The following is a 15,595-nucleotide window of genomic DNA, read 5'->3' as shown; positions in this document are numbered from 1 at the left end:
TCAGTCCGTGATAAAGCCGTAGGTGCCGCGATAATTCTTGGTGGTCTCGGGCCGGCCTGGTGCGCCATAGATGCGATTGATGCTGCCGAGCAGGTCGGCCTGCGGATCGGAGGCGGAAGCAAATCCATCGTCCGGACGCGACAGATCCTTCTGCGCGACGGCGCGGACCACCATCGGCGTCACGATCACCATCAGCTCGGTCTGGTTGTTGACGAAATCACGGCTGCGAAACAGCGTGCCCAGCACCGGCAGCGTGGACAGCCCGGGCAGTCCGTTGATCGCCTGCTTGGTCTGATCCTGGATCAGGCCGGCCATCGCCATGGCGCCGCCGGAGGGAATTTCCAGCGTAGTTTCGGCGCGGCGCACCTTGATCGAGGGTACCGTGAGGCCGCTGATGGTGATTGAATTGTCGGTCGAGACTTCCGACACTTCGGTCATCACCCGCAGGCTGATGCGGCCTTCCGACATCACCACCGGGGTGAAGTTGAGCGAGATACCGAACTTCTTGAACGAGATCGAGGGCGCGCACTGGCCTACCGCGCCTGCCGCGGTGGTCTGGCAGGTCACGCCGGTCGGGATCGGGAATTCGCCGCCGGCCAAAAAGGTCGCGGATTCGCCGGAGATCGCCGTCAGGTTCGGTTCGGCCAGCGTACGCACCACGCCGGCGCTTTCCATTGCCTTCAGCGTCGCCGTCACGGACGGCACGGCGCCGCCGCCGAACGAGGCCGCGGTGCTGCCACTGCTGAGCGAACGACCCAGTGCGGTGAAAGCATTGGTGTTGGTGAAGGTCACGGCAGACGTGCCGTAAGCCAGATTGGCGGTCAGATCGATTCCGAGCTGCTTGACGATGCTGCGCGTGACTTCCGCCACGGTGACCTTGAGCAGCACCTGGTCGCGGCCGCGCACGACGATGCTGTTGACGACCTTGTCGACCCCGCCGACGAGGCGCGCGGCAATGTCGCCGGCCTGTTGCGCTTCGATCGGGCTCGAGACCGAACCCGACAGCATCACGCCTTCGCCGACGCCCTCGATCCGCAGGTCGGCGTTCGGCATCGCCTGCCGCAGCGCAGCGCGCACGCCGTTGAGGTCGCGGGTGACGGCAATGTCATAGGCGGCGATCTGCTGCCCGGTGGAGTCGAAGAACACGATGTTGGTCTGGCCGACGGTGGCGCCGATGATGTAGGCGCGCTGCGCCGAGCGCACGACGGCATTGGCGATCTTCGGATCCGCCACCAGAACGTCCTTGATGTCGCGCGGCAGGTCGATGACCACCGACTTGCCGATGCCGAGCGCCAGGAAGCGCGCACCCATCTGCCCCTCGGACGACACCGGCGCGCCGGCATAGCCGCGCGGGTCGGCGGCCAGTACAGGCGACAGCGCGGTATTCAGCGCAAAAGCCGAAATAGCCGTAAACGACAGCGCGCAGACCATGAAGGCCTGCATCGATCCGCTGGTTGTCATGCGCCTCATCGTCTGCGTCCTCGTCACTTGGTCGTGGTCTGCGTCGGGATGCCGTAGCGAACGACGTTGACGCTATCGCGCTTGGCATTGCGGTCTTCGCTGACCGGATCGGGCAGGTTGCGGTCCACCAGCGCGCGCAGCGCCAGCGACAGCGTGCCGGTCTGCCGCGCCCGCGCCAGTATCTCGGCCTGCTCCGGCTTCAGCTCCAGCGTCGCGGTCTTGCCGACGACGGTGTTCTGGCCGTCCTTTTCCTTCGGCGCCTGATCGATCGCGAGCACGCGGATGTTGCTCATGATGACTTCGGAATTGACGATGTCGGCTGCGCCGCCGCGGTCGGGGTTCCGGTCGCGCTTGGACAGGATCACATCGACGCGGTCGTTCGGCAGGATGAACCCGCCGGCGCCGGTTTCCGGGGAGATTTCCGTGGAGACCGCGCGCATGCCGGTCGGCAGCACGGCGGCCATGAAGCCGGAGCCGTTGGCGCGCACCAGCTTGGGCTCGCGAATTGGCTCGCCGGCGATGAAAGGCGACCGCGCGATCGAGCCAGCCAGTTGGTTGGGTGCATCCGGCCTGTCGGTGCGGCGAATGACGGTGGAACTGGCGGCGGAGGACGGCCAGCTTTGCCACTGCACGTCACCGGGCCCTAGCGTCTGACCAAGCGCGATTTCGGATTTGGCGACGAGGACGTCGGTGGTTTGCAGTTGCGCGACCGGCGCGACCGGCGGCGGCGCCTGTTCGGAACTGCCGGCCAGATAAAGGGCCACGCCACCCGCGCCTACGGCAATGGCCAGGACCACGATGCGTGCGGTATTCATACGCTTCAACTTTCCACATTACGCCGCGACGCGAACGTCGCTGTAAGGGGCAGTTGACCAGCTATTCGTCAAAGCATGGTTAATGCGCGGTATCTAAATCGAGCCTAGCGGTAATCGCTGCTCAGTGCAGCGCCAGTCGGGTCAGATCGACGGCCCGGATCCATTCTGTTTCCGGGTAGACCATCAAGGCCCCCAGCGCGAGCGCGATGCCGTAGGGGATGCCGGTCTCCCTGTCATGCAGCTTCAGAAGCCAGGGCTGGCGGCCCAGCGCCTGCGGCAGCGGCCACTGCCGCGCCTGCAGCAGCAGCAGCGTCAGCGCGCCGCCGAACAGCGAGGCATAGAGCAGAAAGTCGAGCAAATGGCCGAAGCCGAACCACAATCCCACCGAGGCCGCCAGCTTTGCGTCGCCGCCGCCGACCCAGCCGAAGGCAAAGCAGGTGAAGGCCACCACGAGCACCGCAGCGCCGGCGCCAACATGCGATCCGATGTCAGGGAGTGACATGCCGCCGAACAGGGCCAAGACGGCAAAGCCGACGATCAGCAGCATCGAAATGCGATTCGAGATCGTCATCGTGAACAGGTCGCTGGCGGCGGCAAAAGCCATCAGTGCCGGGAACAGCAGCAGGCGTGCAAGGTCGAGGATCATCAATCAGGCCCGTTGCGGCGATGCAGCCAATCTAGCCGGCAGAAATGAACAATCGGCAAACACGCCGGAATTACCAGGCGCCGATGATCCGCGTTGCCAGCGCGGCCAATGCCAGCACCAAAGCGAGGCAGACGATGCCGGCGGGTTCGCGAAACAGGGCCGCCAGCGGCGAAGACGGCTGCGCCAGCAGGCGCGGATTGGGCTTACTCATCAGCGACGCCTTGTCGGGCGACCGGCCTGTCGTGAACCGGTGCCGCACGCATTGATACAATTAAATACAAAAAAGGCTCCGGTTTCTCCGGAGCCTTTTCTGCAAGATCGACCGATGCTTACTTCAGCGAAGCGTTGATGCTGCCAAACGTCGAGTTCAGCTTGGTGCCCAGGCCGTTGACGGCGGCGATGATCACCAGCGAGATGCCGGCTGCAATCAGGCCGTATTCAATAGCGGTGGCGCCGGACTCGTCCTTGACGAAACGCGCAACGAGATTCTTCATAATACAAACTCCATGAGTACACGAGGCTGTCGAACTAAGGTTTGGTCCTGTCGGCGTTCTCAGCACCGTGACCATGTCGGTACTCTAGGAGACGACACTTGCAGACGGGTTAATTCGATCGCCGAAAGTGGCCTTGAATCATCACTTGTTGAGCACGGTAAATGAAAACTTAAGCGTATTCAGTGGGACATGGGCTAAATCACCGGAGCGACGGGGCCGGGTTCATGGCTCTTTAAGTATGATGCGCTACCTGTCGGATCAGATTACCCGATGAGGTCGCCATGTTTCCAATGCCCATGGAAATCGTTGATATGTGCGGCGAGACCCTCGCCAAGGTTGCGCCGATCACGCTCGTGCTGGCGATCGTCTTTACGGTGCTGTCCCATTTCTGGGCCTGCAATCCCGGCAAGGCATGGTGGCAGAAGACCGAGCTCGTCACCGATATCTGTTACTGGTTCTTCATCCCGCTGCTGACCCGCGTGGTCCGTATCGGCCTGCTGGTTCTCGGTGCTGCCGTCATTTTCAATATCCATGACGCCGGCGGATTGATCGCATTTTACGACAATGGTCATGGTCCGCTGGCCGAAATGCCGCTATGGGCGCAGGCCATCGTCTTTCTCGTGGTATCCGACTTCCTGCTGTACTGGTTCCACCGCATGTATCATGGCGGCGGGTTCTGGAAATACCACGCGATTCATCACTCTTCGGAAGATCTGGAGTGGATCTCCGCGGCGCGCTTTCATCCGGTCAACCTGTTTCTCGGCACGGTCGCCGTCGATGTCGTGCTGTTGATGGCCGGCATCTCGCCTAACATCATGCTGTGGGTTGGCCCATTCACGACGTTCCACTCCGCCTTCGTGCACGCCAACCTGAACTGGACGCTGGGTCCGCTGCGCTACGTGATCGCCACGCCGGTGTTTCACCGCTGGCATCACACCTCAATGGCTCGCGGCGGCGACACCAATTTCGCCGGCACCTTCCCGGTCTGGGATATTCTGTTTGGTACCTTCCGGATGCCGGAAGGTGAATTGCCGGACGATTACGGCGTCGATGGCGAACCGCTGCCCACTGCGTTCGGCGGCCAGTTGATCTATCCCTTCAAGCAGTGAAGGCGGGCCTGACGGCCGCAACCTCGACGGTCATCGCGCGGCTTGACCGAGAGATCTGGTTGCAACGGCAGCGGTGAGAAAAGCCGCCTCAACTTCGTCTGTTCGGGCACCTAACTGGCGGGCGATGACAACGGGATTCCAAAGCTCGCATCTCTTTTGCAATCTCCTGTTCCCGTTTGCTCTTCCTTCACCAATTAACGTCAGATTTGCCATGTCGGGCGTCGGCACCGCTGCGTATCTGCTTTTGCCGGCCTTGTTCGTCCCGGAGTACAGAATGTCGTTTTTGTTGCGTAAGCGCGTGCGCGCGCTGTTATTGCTCCCACCGCTCGCGGCGGGGATGTTGCTGACCCCGGCCGTGGTGGCGGCGCCGGTCGATGACCTGATCGCGGTCAATGTCGATCAGGCCACGCTGGTCAAGTTTCCCGGCCAGATCGCCACCATCGTGGTCGGCAATCCGCTGATTGCGGATGTCACCTTGCAGCCGGGGGGCCTCGTCGTCGTCACCGGCAAGGGCTACGGCGCCACCAATGTGATCGCCATCGATCGCCGCGGCCAGGTGCTGATGGATCGCATTATCCAGGTGCAGGGCCCGAGCGACAAGGTGGTGACGGTCTTCCGTGGTGTCGAGCGCGAGTCCTATAGCTGCACCCCTGTGTGCCAGCGCCGCGCGACGCTCGGCGACAGCGACGGTTTCTTCAACACGACGATGGGGCAGGCGGGTTCGCTGAGCACATCGGCCGGCGCTGCCGCGGCACCGAAGACCAATTGATCCGGCGATGCGAGCGCGTGCGAACGGTCCGGCCGGTGCGTCGGATCGTGGTTAACATGGCGATAACGGCGCGTGACAGGTCGTCTGTGTCGCTGGAAACACTTCCACAATCAGTTTGCGGTAATCTTGGCGCCAGACAATCACGGTAGTTCAGGGTTTACTGATGCTTTTACCGATCATCTCGATCTCGGCGTCCGGCCGCACGGTGCGCGGCTTCGGACGGGACCGGCGCGGTTCTGCCGCCGTCGAGTTTGCGATCGTTGCGCCGGTGTTCTTCGCGCTGATCTTCGCCATCATTGAAACGGCCATCGTGTTCTTCGCCGGCCAGGTTCTTGAGACCGCGGTGCAGGACAGCGGACGCACATTCTTCACCAGCACGGCGATGTCGAAATCGGCCTATGAAACGGCGGTCTGCGACCGCGTCAAGGTGTTGATGGACTGCACGAAGCTGCGCAACGATGTGCAGACCTATGCGGCGGGCGCCGCCTTCACGATTGCCGATCCGATCGATGCCAACGGCAAATTCGTCGACAGCTTCAGCTACAACCCGCCGGCTACGACCGACACGACCAGCACCGTGGTGGTGCGTTCGTTCTACCAGTGGCCGCTGTTCGTGACAGGTCTTGGCTACAACATCGCCAACATCAACCGCGGCGGCACCAGCCAGTCGCGCCTGCTGACGGCGACAGCCGCATTCCGTCCGCAATGAGAGCCGGGATCATGGTCAGGTCTGTTGCATCGTGCTGCCGGATTTCGCGCTGTCTGAGACGCCTGGCGGCGGACAATTGCGGTATCGCCGCGGTTGAATTTTCCATGATCATGCCGCTGATGATCTTGATGTTCTTCGGCATGATCGACGTCTCGATGGGGGTCGGCGCAGATCGCAAGGTCACGATCATCGCGCAATCGATGGCAGATCTGGCCTCGCGCTATACCAAGGTTACCGACACCGACTTCACCAACTTCTTCACGATCGGTGATGCGGTGCTGACGCCCTACACCGCTTCGGCGCTCACGGTCACGATCAGTCAGGTCTATATCGACCCGACGACCGGTACCGGAAAAATCTACTGGAGCAAAGGCGATGCAGCGCGCACGGTGAATTCGGCGATCACGGTGCCGACGGGGCTGATCGGGAAAGACTCATCGAACAACGTGCTGGCGAACCAGTACCTGATCCTCGCCGAGGTGAGCTACGTCTACAAGCCGATCATCGGTTACGTCGTGCCGAAGGCCGGCATTACGCTCAGCGAGTCGACCTACACCCGGCCGCGACAGTCGGCCTGCGTGTTTTATTCGGCGGCCAACGACTGCAAGTAATTTGCGCCGCGGATGCGGGCAAACGCATCAATAGCAAAAGGCCGCACTGCAAAGCGCGGCCTTTTGTACATGTCGATGACTTCACGCAGCGGCAGCCGCGGAGTTCGTTTAGCCGGCGGCGCGCAGGTTGTCGGCCGAAGACTTGCCAGAGCGACGATCGGCAACGATTTCGTAGCTGATCTTCTGGCCTTCACGCAGGGTGCCCAAGCCGGCACGCTCGACAGCGCTGATGTGCACGAACACGTCGTTGCCGCCGTCATCCGGCTGAATGAAGCCGAAGCCCTTGGTCGCGTTAAACCACTTCACAGTTCCCATGCTCACGGGGGTAGTCCCTTCTCAATAAACTTTAGTAGTAGCCGGCGCCCCTCTCCGGAGGGCGCGCAGGCTGGTGACATCGAATTTTTGGAAGGGTCGTCAGTCTAGACCGGCTGCACCGGGGGATAGATAATGTCGTCCGGCCGAAAATCGATTGACAGATGTTAAGCGAAGCGGGCGGTCAAGACAATCCTGACGCGCATGATTTTTTGATAGCGCACGAACAGTCGCGCCTCCCACGAAAAACCGCGCGCGACACAGGGTGCCACGCGCGGTGTAGTTGTTGTGCAGTGCAAGCTAGGCGTCGCGCGCGTTAGCGTACTTAGCGCCGGCGGAACTGGCCGCGCGGCGGAGCGCCACGCGGTGCGCCGCCGCCGGGACGTTCGTCCTTGTGGCGGAAGATCAGCCGGCCCTTTTCGAGATCGTAGGGCGACATCTCGATCGTCACGCGATCACCCGCCAGCGTCTTGATGCGGTTCTTTTTCATCTTGCCTGCGGTGTAGGCGACGATTTCGTGTCCGGCATCCAGCTGCACGCGGTAGCGCGCATCCGGAAGGATTTCGGTCACCAGTCCTTCGAACTGGATCAGCTCTTCTTTGGCCATTCGTTAGCTCCAGATCGATCGTGTGTTAGCGCGGACGCTGGGTGCGGTTCGGCGTGGTATTGGGTCGGCTCTCGCGATGCAGGAAGGCAACGCCCTGCATCCCTTCTTTCGGTGCAGCGCCGGCCTGGGTGGCCGGACGTGCGGTCGGTTCGTGCCGCGCGTTGTCGCGGTTCGGTTGCGGTGCGCCGCCATTGCCGCCGCCCGGGGGGCGACGACGGTTGCGCGCGTTCTGGCCAGGCGCGCCGTCATTGCTGCGCGGTGCGGACGGGCGCGAATTGCGGTTCTGACCGCCACGGTTCTGGGAGGGCGGCGGACCCACGTCGTTGCGACCGGGGGTGCGGCGATCTTCCTTAGGCAGCGAGATGCGGATCAGCTTTTCGATATCGCGCAGATACGCCATTTCCTCGCCGGAGCAAAGCGAGATCGCGATGCCCTCGGCCCCGGCGCGCGCGGTGCGGCCGATGCGGTGGACATAGGTCTCGGGGATGTTCGGCAGGTCGAAATTGACGACATGGGTGATGCCGTCGACGTCGATGCCGCGGGCGGCGATATCGGTCGCCACCAGCGTCTTGATTTCCCCGCTGCGGAAATTCGCCAGCGTGCGCTCGCGATGGTTCTGCGACTTGTTGCCGTGGATGGCGTCGGCGCGGATGCCGGCGCGCTCAAGGCCCTTCACGACCTTGTCGGCGCCGTGCTTGGTGCGGGTGAAGATCAGCGCGCGGTTGACGGTCTCGGACTTCAGGATCTGCGCCAGGATGGTCGGCTTGGCGGAGTGATCGACCTGGATCACGCGCTGGGCGATGCGCTCCACGGTGGACGCCACCGGGGTCACGGCGACGCGGGCGGGGTCCTTCAGCATCGATTCGGCGAGCTCGGCGATGTCCTTCGGCATGGTGGCCGAGAAGAACAGCGTCTGGCGCTTGATCGGCAGCTTGGCGACGATTTTGCGGATGTCGTTGATAAAGCCCATGTCGAGCATGCGATCGGCTTCGTCGAGCACCAGGAACTCAACCAGGTTAAGTTTCAGGCCGTTGCTCTGCACGAGGTCGATCAGTCGGCCGGGGGTGGCGACGAGGACGTCGACGCCCTGCATCAGCGAGCGCACCTGGCGGCCCATCGGCACGCCGCCGATGGCGAGTGCGGAGGTAAGGTGCATGTGGCGGCCGTAGGCGTTGAAGCTCTCTAGGATCTGGCCGGACAGTTCGCGGGTCGGGCTGAGCACGAGCACGCGGCAATGCTTGGGCTGCACCTTGATGCGGTCGAGCAGCAGGCGGTGCAGGATCGGCAGCGCGAAGGATGCGGTCTTGCCGGTGCCGGTCTGGGCGATGCCGATGACGTCCTTGCCGGTGATGGCGATCGGGATGGTCTGCGCCTGGATCGGGGTTGGGGTGGTGTAGTTTTCTTCTTTAAGCGCACGGGTAATGGGCTCGGCGAGGCCGAATTCCTGAAAGGTGGTCAAAAGATAGGTCTTTCCATCATGAAAGCAGGCGCCCGGCCATCAGGCCAGGAGCGCGCGAGGGGTGTCTGGAGACACCCGCGTGTCTGGGGCGTCGTTTAGGTTGGCTGAAGGGGCAAGCCAGAAACCGTTGGACGGGATCAGTACACGCGGCTCGCATAGACCTGATGATTCTCAAGGTCGTGTTGGTCATATGGAACAGGAACGCGGCGTTTTCAAGGTCAATCGAGGCAGTAGCCGATCCAGCGACAAAATACCGCTGCACGAAATTTATACAAACGTGCATTATTGCAAGTTTTTTGGTCCGCCTGCCTTGGCGGCGTTCAGAGTATGAGCGCAAAAATTAGGCACGCAATCGTCGCGGGACTCGCCGGATCGCGGAATTACCAGCAGTCACAAAGCGATAACGCGCAGAATGGCGATGGCACACTTCTTGCCATTCCCTTGACGCATCGGCCGTGGGGCCGGTCCGCAAACATTTACGTCTGCGTCAGGGAGATGAACGCACATGATCACCAATTTGACTCACGCCATAGCCGGGCCGCTCACCCGGCGCCGCGCCTTGGCGGCGACCGCGGGCCTTGTCCTCGGCCTTTCGGCCTTCTCGCCCGCCATGGCAGCAGACGACACCATCAAGGTTGGCGTGTTGCACTCGCTGTCGGGTACGATGGCGATCTCCGAGACGACGCTCAAAGATACGGTTCTGTTCATGATCGATGAGCAGAACAAGAAGGGCGGCGTGATGGGCAAGAAGCTCGAGGCCGTGGTGGTCGATCCCGCCTCGAACTGGCCGCTGTTTGCCGAGAAGGCGCGTGAACTGATCACCAAGGACAAGGTCGCCGTGGTGTTCGGCTGCTGGACCTCGGTGTCGCGCAAGTCGGTGCTCCCGGTGTTCAAGGAATTGAACTCGGTCCTGTTCTACCCCGTGCAGTATGAGGGCGAGGAATCCGAGCGCAACGTGTTCTACACCGGCGCGGCTCCCAACCAGCAGGCGATCCCCGCGGTCGATTACCTGATGAAGGACGAAAAGGTGAAGCGCTGGGTGCTGGCCGGCACCGACTACGTCTATCCGCGCACCACCAACAAGGTGCTGGAAGCCTACTTGAAGTCGAAGGGCGTCAAGCAGGAAGACATCATGATCAACTACACCCCGTTCGGCCATTCGGACTGGCAGACGATCGTCGCCGACATCAAGAAGTTCGGCTCGGCGGGCAAGAAGACCGCGGTGGTCTCGACCATTAATGGTGACGCCAACGTGCCGTTCTACAAGGAACTCGGCAACCAGGGCATCAAGGCCAAGGACATCCCGGTGGTGGCGTTCTCGGTCGGTGAGGAAGAACTCGCCGGCATCGACACCAAGCCGCTGCTCGGCCATCTCGCCGCCTGGAACTACTTCCAGTCGATCAAGGACCCGGAGAACGAGAAGTTCATCAAGTCCTGGCAGGCCTTCACCAAGAACCCGAAGCGCGTGACCAACGATCCGATGGAAGCTACCGTCATCGGTTTCAACATGTGGGTGAAGGCGGTCGAGAAGGCCAAGTCGGTGGAAGCCGACAAGGTCATCGACACGCTGCCGGGCATCGAAGCCAAGAACCTGACCGGCGGGACCTCGAAGATGCTGCCGAACCACCACATCACCAAGCCGGTGTTCATCGGCGAGATCAAGGGTAACGGCCAGTTCGACGTCGTCTGGAAGACCCCGGGTCTGGTGGCCGGCGACGCCTGGTCGAAGGAGCTCGAAGGCTCCAAGGACCTGATCGGCGACTGGGTCGGCAAGAAGTGCGGCAACTACAACACCAAGACCAACAAGTGCGGTGGTCAGGGCTCCTGATCCCGTCGTGATGGTCTGAGCAACGCGGGACCGTCTTTGCCCGTCATTGCGAGGAGCATCTGCCGTGGCTCGCAGAGCCACGGCAGATGCGACGAAGCAATCCAGTCCTTCTTCCTTGCGGCTCTCTGGATTGCCGCGTCGCTTCGCTCCTCGCAAAGACGGGGGCGCGATCCGTCGTTTGATGAGTTACTCCCGAGCAAACTGGAGAAGGCGGCAGTGTCGCCGCCTTCTTTTTTCTCCCGTCCGGGGTCATAAAGTGCATAATAAACTAGCCGCGCGTTTTCGCGTTCTGATCTGTGCCGTGCTTCTGATAGCCGCGTCTGCCATTCCCGCGCTGGCCGGTCCAATCGAGGACGCCGTCGCCAAATTCGCCAATGATGATTATTCCGACACCGACGACGCCATCGGCGTGATCGCCACCTCCGGCAACCCGCAGGCCTTCGCCATCATCACCGCGCTGCAGGACGGCCGGCTGATGGCCGACCCCGACAGCAAGAAAGTCTATCTCACCGACGCCGACGGCAAGAGCACCGACGTTGCAACCGGCGCGCCGGTCGCCAGCGTGCCCGACAGTGCCGCCGCGGTGCGCCTCAACAACCGCCTGCGTCGGACCATCGATGCGGCGCTGGGCGGGCTGACGCTGATGTCGCCGGATCCCGCCAAGCGGGTCGAAGCCGCGCAATCGGTGTTCAAGACCCATGACGCCGCGATGCTGCCGATTGTCGATCAGGCGCTGGAGAAGGAAACCGACAAAAAAGCGAAGCAGGCATTCATCGAGGCCCGCGCCGCCATCCTGCTGTTCAAGGAAGACGCCACCGACGTCGAGAAACTCGAATCGATCGCCGTCATCAAGGCGCGTGGCGACCAGGAAGCCCTGGCGCTGCTGACCGGGCTCGCCGGCGCCGAGCAATCGATCCTCGTGACCCGCAGCGCCGCCAGCGCCACCAAGGCGATCGAGAGCCGGCAGACGCTGTGGTCGATCGCCCAGAACGCCTGGTATGGCCTGTCGCTCGGCTCGGTGCTGCTGCTCGCCGCCATCGGCCTCGCCATCACCTTCGGCGTGATGGGCGTCATCAACATGGCGCATGGCGAGATGGTGATGATCGGTGCCTATGTCACCTTCGGCGTGCAGGAGATCATCCGCACATCCTATCCCGGGCTGTTCGACTATTCGCTGCTGATGGCGGTGCCGCTGGCGTTCCTGATCGCCGGCATCATCGGCATCGTCATCGAGCGCACCATCATCCGCTTCCTCTACGGCCGCCCGCTGGAAACGCTGCTGGCGACCTGGGGCCTGTCTCTGGTGCTGCAGCAGGCGGTGCGCACCATGTTCGGCCCGACCAACCGCGAGGTCGGCAATCCGTCCTGGATGTCCGGCGCCTTCGAACTCGGCCAGATCACCATCACTTACAACCGGCTGTGGATCCTGTGTTTCACGCTGGCGGTGTTTGCGATCCTGCTGGCGATGCTGCGCTATTCCAGCATCGGGCTGGAAATGCGCGCGGTGACCCAGAACCGCCGGATGGCGGCCTCGATGGGCATCGCGACCTCGCGCGTCGATGCGCTGACCTTCGGGCTCGGTTCCGGCATCGCCGGGATCGCCGGCGTGGCGCTGTCGCAGATCGACAACGTCTCGCCCAATCTCGGCCAGAGCTACATCATCGACTCATTCATGGTCGTGGTGTTCGGTGGCGTCGGCAATCTGTGGGGCACGCTGGTCGGCGCGTTTTCGTTAGGGATCGCCAACAAGTTTCTCGAGCCGGTCGCCGGCGCGGTACTCGGCAAGATCGCCATTCTGGTGCTGATCATCCTGTTCATCCAGAAGCGCCCGCGCGGGTTGTTCGCACTCAAGGGCCGGGCGATCGAAGCATGATGATGAATGTAGATATGAACGCCTGCCGTGACGCGCTGCTCTTCTCCCTCCCCCCTTGCGGGGGAGGGTCGGGGAGGGGGGTAACCCCAAGCGACGTCGCCTGTGGCAACCCCCACCCCCGACCCCTCCCCGCAAGGGGGAGGGGAGCCGGCCGTGCACTGTTGTGGAGTCCGCGCGTATGACCCCGCACATCCTCACCCGCTCGCTGGACCGTAGCGCCACGATCTTCCTGCTGATCGTGGCGTCCGTCGGCGTACTGCTGCCCCTGTCCAACCTGCTGCTGCCGGCCGATTCCATGTTCCAGGTGCCGACCTATCTGCTGGCGCTGTTCGGCAAATATGTCTGCTACGCGATCCTCGCGCTGTCGATCGACCTGATCTGGGGCTATTGCGGCATTCTCTCGCTCGGCCACGGCGCGTTCTTCGCGCTCGGCGGCTATGCGATGGGCATGTATCTGATGCGCCAGATCGGCCCGCGCGGCGTCTATGGCAATCCCGTCTTGCCGGACTTCATGGTGTTCCTGAACTACAAGGAGCTGCCGTGGTATTGGTACGGCTTCGACATGTTCTGGTTCGCGGCCCTGATGGTGCTGCTGGTGCCGGGCCTGCTCGTCTTCGGCTTCGGCTGGCTGACGTTCCGCTCCCGCGTCTCGGGCGTGTACCTCTCGATCATCACCCAAGCGATGACCTACGCGCTGCTGCTGGCCTTCTTCCGCAACGATTTCGGTTTCGGCGGCAACAATGGCTTGACCGACTTCAAGGACATTCTCGGCTTCAACGTGCAGGCCGATGGCACTCGAGCGGCTCTGTTCGCGTTGAGCTGCCTTGCTTTGATGCTCGGCTTCCTGATGTGCCGCGCGGTGGTGACGTCGAAGCTCGGCAAGGTGCTTATCGCGATCCGCGATGCGGAATCGCGCGCGCGTTTTCTCGGCTACCGCGTCGAATCCTACAAGCTGTTCGTGTTCACGCTGTCGGCCTGCATGGCCGGCGTTGCGGGGGCGCTCTACGTGCCGCAGGTCGGCATCATCAATCCCGGCGAGTTCGCCCCGGCCAATTCGATCGAGGCGGTGATCTGGGTCGCCGTCGGTGGCCGCGGCACGCTGATCGGCGCGGCGCTCGGCGCCGTCGTCGTCAACTACGCCAAGACCGTGTTCACCTCAGGCGCGCTGGCGCCGTACTGGCTGTTCATGCTGGGCGCGCTGTTCATCCTGGTGACGCTGCTGCTGCCGAAGGGCATCATCGGTACCTTCAACGCCTGGTGGGAGCCGTGGAAGGCGAAGCGCGACACCGCCAATGAAGACAGCGCCGCCGCTGAAGACGGCGTCAGCAAACCCCGACCAGCGGAGTAGGGCGCATGACCATTACCGACACGCCTGAGCTTGTAAAGCCGACCTACCACGCGCCCGTGGCGGTCGATCCGCAGGTCGCCGCCCGCGAGGCCGAGGCGCGGCAGAAGCGCATCACCTCCGCATTGCTGTATCTCGACGGCGTCCACGTCTCGTTCGACGGTTTTCACGCCATCAACAATCTCTCGCTGGTGCTTGGCCCCGGCGAGATGCGCGCCATCATCGGCCCGAACGGCGCCGGCAAGACCACCATGATGGATATCATCACCGGCAAGACCCGACCGGACGAGGGCGACGTCTATTTCGACGGAATCCACGATCTCACGCTGCTCGACGAGACCGAGATCGCCAAGCTCGGCATCGGTCGCAAATTCCAGAAGCCGACGGTGTTCGAGAGCCAGAGCATCGAGGACAATCTGATGCTGGCGCTGAACGTCGACCACAGCGTGCGCGGCACGCTGTTCTGGCGCAACACACGGGCGCAGATGGAGCGTATCGGCCGCGTGCTGGAAACCATCCGCCTGACCGATTCCCGCCACCGCCTTGCCGGCAATCTCTCGCACGGCCAGAAGCAATGGCTGGAGATCGGCATGCTGCTGGCGCAGGATCCGAAACTGCTGCTGGTCGATGAGCCCGTCGCGGGGATGACCGACGTGGAAACCCACCAGACCGCCGAACTGCTGAAGGCAATCAACCGCGACAACAAGACCGTGGTGGTGGTCGAGCACGACATGACCTTCGTGCGCGAACTCGGCGTCAAGGTGACGTGCCTGCACGAAGGGACGGTGCTGGCGGAGGGCACGATCGATCAGGTCTCGACCAACGACCGCGTCGTCGAAGTGTATCTGGGAAGATGACAATGCTGAAGGTCGATAATATCAGCCTGTATTACGGCGCGGCGCAGGCGCTGCGCGGCGTCACGGTGGCGGCGGAGCCCGGCAAGGTGACCTGCGTTTTGGGCCGCAACGGCGTCGGCAAGACCTCACTGCTGCGTGCGCTGGTCGGCCAGCAGGCGATCTCGTCGGGCTCGATCACCTTCGACGGCCAGGACATCTCGGCGCTGAAGCCCTATGAGCGGGCGCGGCGCGGTATCTCCTTCGTGCCGCAGGGCCGCGAGATCTTTCCGCTGCTCACGGTCGAGGAAAACCTCAAGACGGGTTACGCGCCGCTGAAGCGGGCTGATCGCCATATTCCCGACGACGTGTTCTCGCTGTTTCCGGTGCTGAAATCGATGCTTGGCCGGCGCGGCGGCGACCTGTCGGGCGGCCAGCAACAGCAACTCGCGATCGGCCGCGCGCTGGTGATGCGGCCGACGCTGCTGCTGCTGGACGAGCCGACCGAAGGCATCCAGCCCTCGATCATCAAGGACATCGGCCGCGCGATCACCTACCTGCGCAGTCTCGGCACGATGTCGATCGTGCTGGTCGAGCAATATCTCGACTTTGCCTGCGAGCTCGGCGACAATTTTGCGGTGATGGACCGCGGCGTGGTGAAATTCGCCTGCGATCGCTCGACGCTGGATCCCGCCGAGATCAGCCGGCAGATGGCGCTGTGATC

17 protein-coding genes are annotated in these 15,595 nt (G+C 62.8%); 9 read left to right on the top strand and 8 right to left on the bottom strand.

The genetic code is table 11. The annotated features are described in order from the left end of the window. From FIU28_RS21860 to FIU28_RS21845, 5 genes are all read right to left on the bottom strand, one after another. Entirely contained in the window at nt 1-1,461 is a 1,461-nt protein-coding gene (locus FIU28_RS21860; RefSeq protein ID WP_246660767.1) for a type II and III secretion system protein family protein, read from the bottom strand. Between the two features lie 23 nt (nt 1,462-1,484). Further along, a complete protein-coding gene (gene cpaB / locus FIU28_RS21855) occupies nt 1,485-2,276 on the bottom strand; it encodes a Flp pilus assembly protein CpaB (RefSeq protein WP_143575216.1) in 792 nt (263 codons plus the stop codon). 121 nt (nt 2,277-2,397) lie between these two features. Beyond that, complete coding sequence (locus FIU28_RS21850; protein WP_143575215.1) at nt 2,398-2,922, bottom strand: A24 family peptidase; 525 nt, start codon at nt 2,920-2,922, stop codon at nt 2,398-2,400. A gap of 70 nt (nt 2,923-2,992) precedes the next feature. Continuing rightward, nucleotides 2,993-3,133 carry a hypothetical protein gene (locus FIU28_RS26580; RefSeq protein WP_168203010.1) on the bottom strand — a complete coding sequence of 47 codons (141 nt, stop codon included), beginning with the start codon at nt 3,131-3,133 and terminating at the stop codon, nt 2,993-2,995. Nucleotides 3,134-3,251: 118 nt separating this feature from the next. Further along, entirely contained in the window at nt 3,252-3,416 is a 165-nt protein-coding gene (locus tag FIU28_RS21845; protein WP_143575214.1) for a Flp family type IVb pilin, read from the bottom strand. Between the two features lie 281 nt (nt 3,417-3,697). Here FIU28_RS21845 and FIU28_RS21840 point away from each other — a divergent pair, with 281 nt between their 5' ends. The 4 genes from FIU28_RS21840 (at nt 3,698) to FIU28_RS21825 (ending at nt 6,614) form a co-directional block, all read left to right on the top strand. Then, complete coding sequence (locus FIU28_RS21840) at nt 3,698-4,525, top strand: sterol desaturase family protein (RefSeq protein ID WP_143575213.1); 828 nt, start codon at nt 3,698-3,700, stop codon at nt 4,523-4,525. A gap of 274 nt (nt 4,526-4,799) precedes the next feature. After that, a complete protein-coding gene (locus tag FIU28_RS21835) occupies nt 4,800-5,294 on the top strand; it encodes a pilus assembly protein N-terminal domain-containing protein (protein ID WP_143576334.1) in 495 nt (164 codons plus the stop codon). Nucleotides 5,295-5,457: 163 nt separating this feature from the next. Next, on the top strand, nt 5,458-6,003 hold the full coding sequence (locus FIU28_RS21830; RefSeq protein ID WP_143575212.1) for a TadE/TadG family type IV pilus assembly protein: 546 nt from the start codon (nt 5,458-5,460) through the stop codon (nt 6,001-6,003). Next, nucleotides 6,000-6,614, top strand: a complete 615-nt coding sequence (locus tag FIU28_RS21825; protein ID WP_441351250.1) for a TadE/TadG family type IV pilus assembly protein — start codon at nt 6,000-6,002, stop codon at nt 6,612-6,614. Before FIU28_RS21830 ends, FIU28_RS21825 begins: the two co-directional genes overlap by 4 nt. Before the next feature lie 108 nt (nt 6,615-6,722). Here FIU28_RS21825 and FIU28_RS21820 read toward each other — a convergent pair whose 3' ends face one another. The 3 genes from FIU28_RS21820 to FIU28_RS21810 all read right to left on the bottom strand — a co-directional run bounded on the left by FIU28_RS21820 (nt 6,723) and on the right by FIU28_RS21810 (nt 8,992). Then, nucleotides 6,723-6,935 (bottom strand): cold-shock protein, encoded by a 213-nt coding sequence (locus FIU28_RS21820; RefSeq protein ID WP_011474122.1) that lies wholly within the window; start codon nt 6,933-6,935, stop codon nt 6,723-6,725. Nucleotides 6,936-7,251: 316 nt separating this feature from the next. Further along, entirely contained in the window at nt 7,252-7,533 is a 282-nt protein-coding gene (gene infA / locus FIU28_RS21815; protein WP_143575210.1) for a translation initiation factor IF-1, read from the bottom strand. Nucleotides 7,534-7,558: 25 nt separating this feature from the next. Further along, nucleotides 7,559-8,992, bottom strand: a complete 1,434-nt coding sequence (locus FIU28_RS21810) for a DEAD/DEAH box helicase (protein ID WP_143575209.1) — start codon at nt 8,990-8,992, stop codon at nt 7,559-7,561. A gap of 505 nt (nt 8,993-9,497) precedes the next feature. Here FIU28_RS21810 and urtA point away from each other — a divergent pair. From urtA to urtE, 5 genes are all read left to right on the top strand, one after another. Continuing rightward, nucleotides 9,498-10,820 carry an urea ABC transporter substrate-binding protein gene (urtA, locus tag FIU28_RS21805; protein ID WP_143575208.1) on the top strand — a complete coding sequence of 441 codons (1,323 nt, stop codon included), beginning with the start codon at nt 9,498-9,500 and terminating at the stop codon, nt 10,818-10,820. Nucleotides 10,821-11,121: 301 nt separating this feature from the next. After that, nucleotides 11,122-12,693, top strand: coding sequence for an urea ABC transporter permease subunit UrtB (gene urtB / locus FIU28_RS21800; protein WP_441351249.1), 1,572 nt, complete (start codon nt 11,122-11,124; stop codon nt 12,691-12,693). 178 nt (nt 12,694-12,871) lie between these two features. Further along, nucleotides 12,872-14,041 carry an urea ABC transporter permease subunit UrtC gene (gene urtC / locus FIU28_RS21790; RefSeq protein ID WP_143575206.1) on the top strand — a complete coding sequence of 390 codons (1,170 nt, stop codon included), beginning with the start codon at nt 12,872-12,874 and terminating at the stop codon, nt 14,039-14,041. A gap of 5 nt (nt 14,042-14,046) precedes the next feature. After that, nucleotides 14,047-14,895, top strand: a complete 849-nt coding sequence (gene urtD, locus FIU28_RS21785; RefSeq protein ID WP_143575205.1) for an urea ABC transporter ATP-binding protein UrtD — start codon at nt 14,047-14,049, stop codon at nt 14,893-14,895. A 2-nt stretch (nt 14,896-14,897) separates the two neighbouring features. Beyond that, on the top strand, nt 14,898-15,593 hold the full coding sequence (gene urtE / locus FIU28_RS21780) for an urea ABC transporter ATP-binding subunit UrtE (protein WP_143575204.1): 696 nt from the start codon (nt 14,898-14,900) through the stop codon (nt 15,591-15,593). Nucleotides 15,594-15,595: the final 2 nt, after the last annotated feature.

This window comes from Tardiphaga sp. vice154 (assembly GCF_007018645.1).
Lineage (GTDB): Bacteria > Pseudomonadota > Alphaproteobacteria > Rhizobiales > Xanthobacteraceae > Tardiphaga.
The sequence above is the reverse complement of the archived record's forward strand: the minus strand, read 5'-3'. Positions and strand labels throughout refer to the sequence as shown.

What these genes read in the sequence shown, in the direction of transcription:
- FIU28_RS21860 (WP_246660767.1), bottom strand. Translation starts at nt 1,461, where the DNA reads ATGACAACCAGCGGATCGATGCAGGCCTTCATGGTCTGCGCGCTGTCG.
- cpaB (WP_143575216.1), bottom strand. Translation starts at nt 2,276, where the DNA reads ATGAATACCGCACGCATCGTGGTCCTGGCCATTGCCGTAGGCGCGGGT.
- FIU28_RS21850 (WP_143575215.1), bottom strand. Translation starts at nt 2,922, where the DNA reads ATGATCCTCGACCTTGCACGCCTGCTGCTGTTCCCGGCACTGATGGCT.
- FIU28_RS26580 (WP_168203010.1), bottom strand. Translation starts at nt 3,133, where the DNA reads ATGAGTAAGCCCAATCCGCGCCTGCTGGCGCAGCCGTCTTCGCCGCTG.
- FIU28_RS21845 (WP_143575214.1), bottom strand. Translation starts at nt 3,416, where the DNA reads ATGAAGAATCTCGTTGCGCGTTTCGTCAAGGACGAGTCCGGCGCCACC.
- FIU28_RS21840 (WP_143575213.1), top strand. Translation starts at nt 3,698, where the DNA reads ATGTTTCCAATGCCCATGGAAATCGTTGATATGTGCGGCGAGACCCTC.
- FIU28_RS21835 (WP_143576334.1), top strand. Translation starts at nt 4,800, where the DNA reads ATGTCGTTTTTGTTGCGTAAGCGCGTGCGCGCGCTGTTATTGCTCCCA.
- FIU28_RS21830 (WP_143575212.1), top strand. Translation starts at nt 5,458, where the DNA reads ATGCTTTTACCGATCATCTCGATCTCGGCGTCCGGCCGCACGGTGCGC.
- FIU28_RS21825 (WP_441351250.1), top strand. Translation starts at nt 6,000, where the DNA reads ATGAGAGCCGGGATCATGGTCAGGTCTGTTGCATCGTGCTGCCGGATT.
- infA (WP_143575210.1), bottom strand. Translation starts at nt 7,533, where the DNA reads ATGGCCAAAGAAGAGCTGATCCAGTTCGAAGGACTGGTGACCGAAATC.
- urtA (WP_143575208.1), top strand. Translation starts at nt 9,498, where the DNA reads ATGATCACCAATTTGACTCACGCCATAGCCGGGCCGCTCACCCGGCGC.
- urtC (WP_143575206.1), top strand. Translation starts at nt 12,872, where the DNA reads ATGACCCCGCACATCCTCACCCGCTCGCTGGACCGTAGCGCCACGATC.
- urtD (WP_143575205.1), top strand. Translation starts at nt 14,047, where the DNA reads ATGACCATTACCGACACGCCTGAGCTTGTAAAGCCGACCTACCACGCG.
- urtE (WP_143575204.1), top strand. Translation starts at nt 14,898, where the DNA reads ATGCTGAAGGTCGATAATATCAGCCTGTATTACGGCGCGGCGCAGGCG.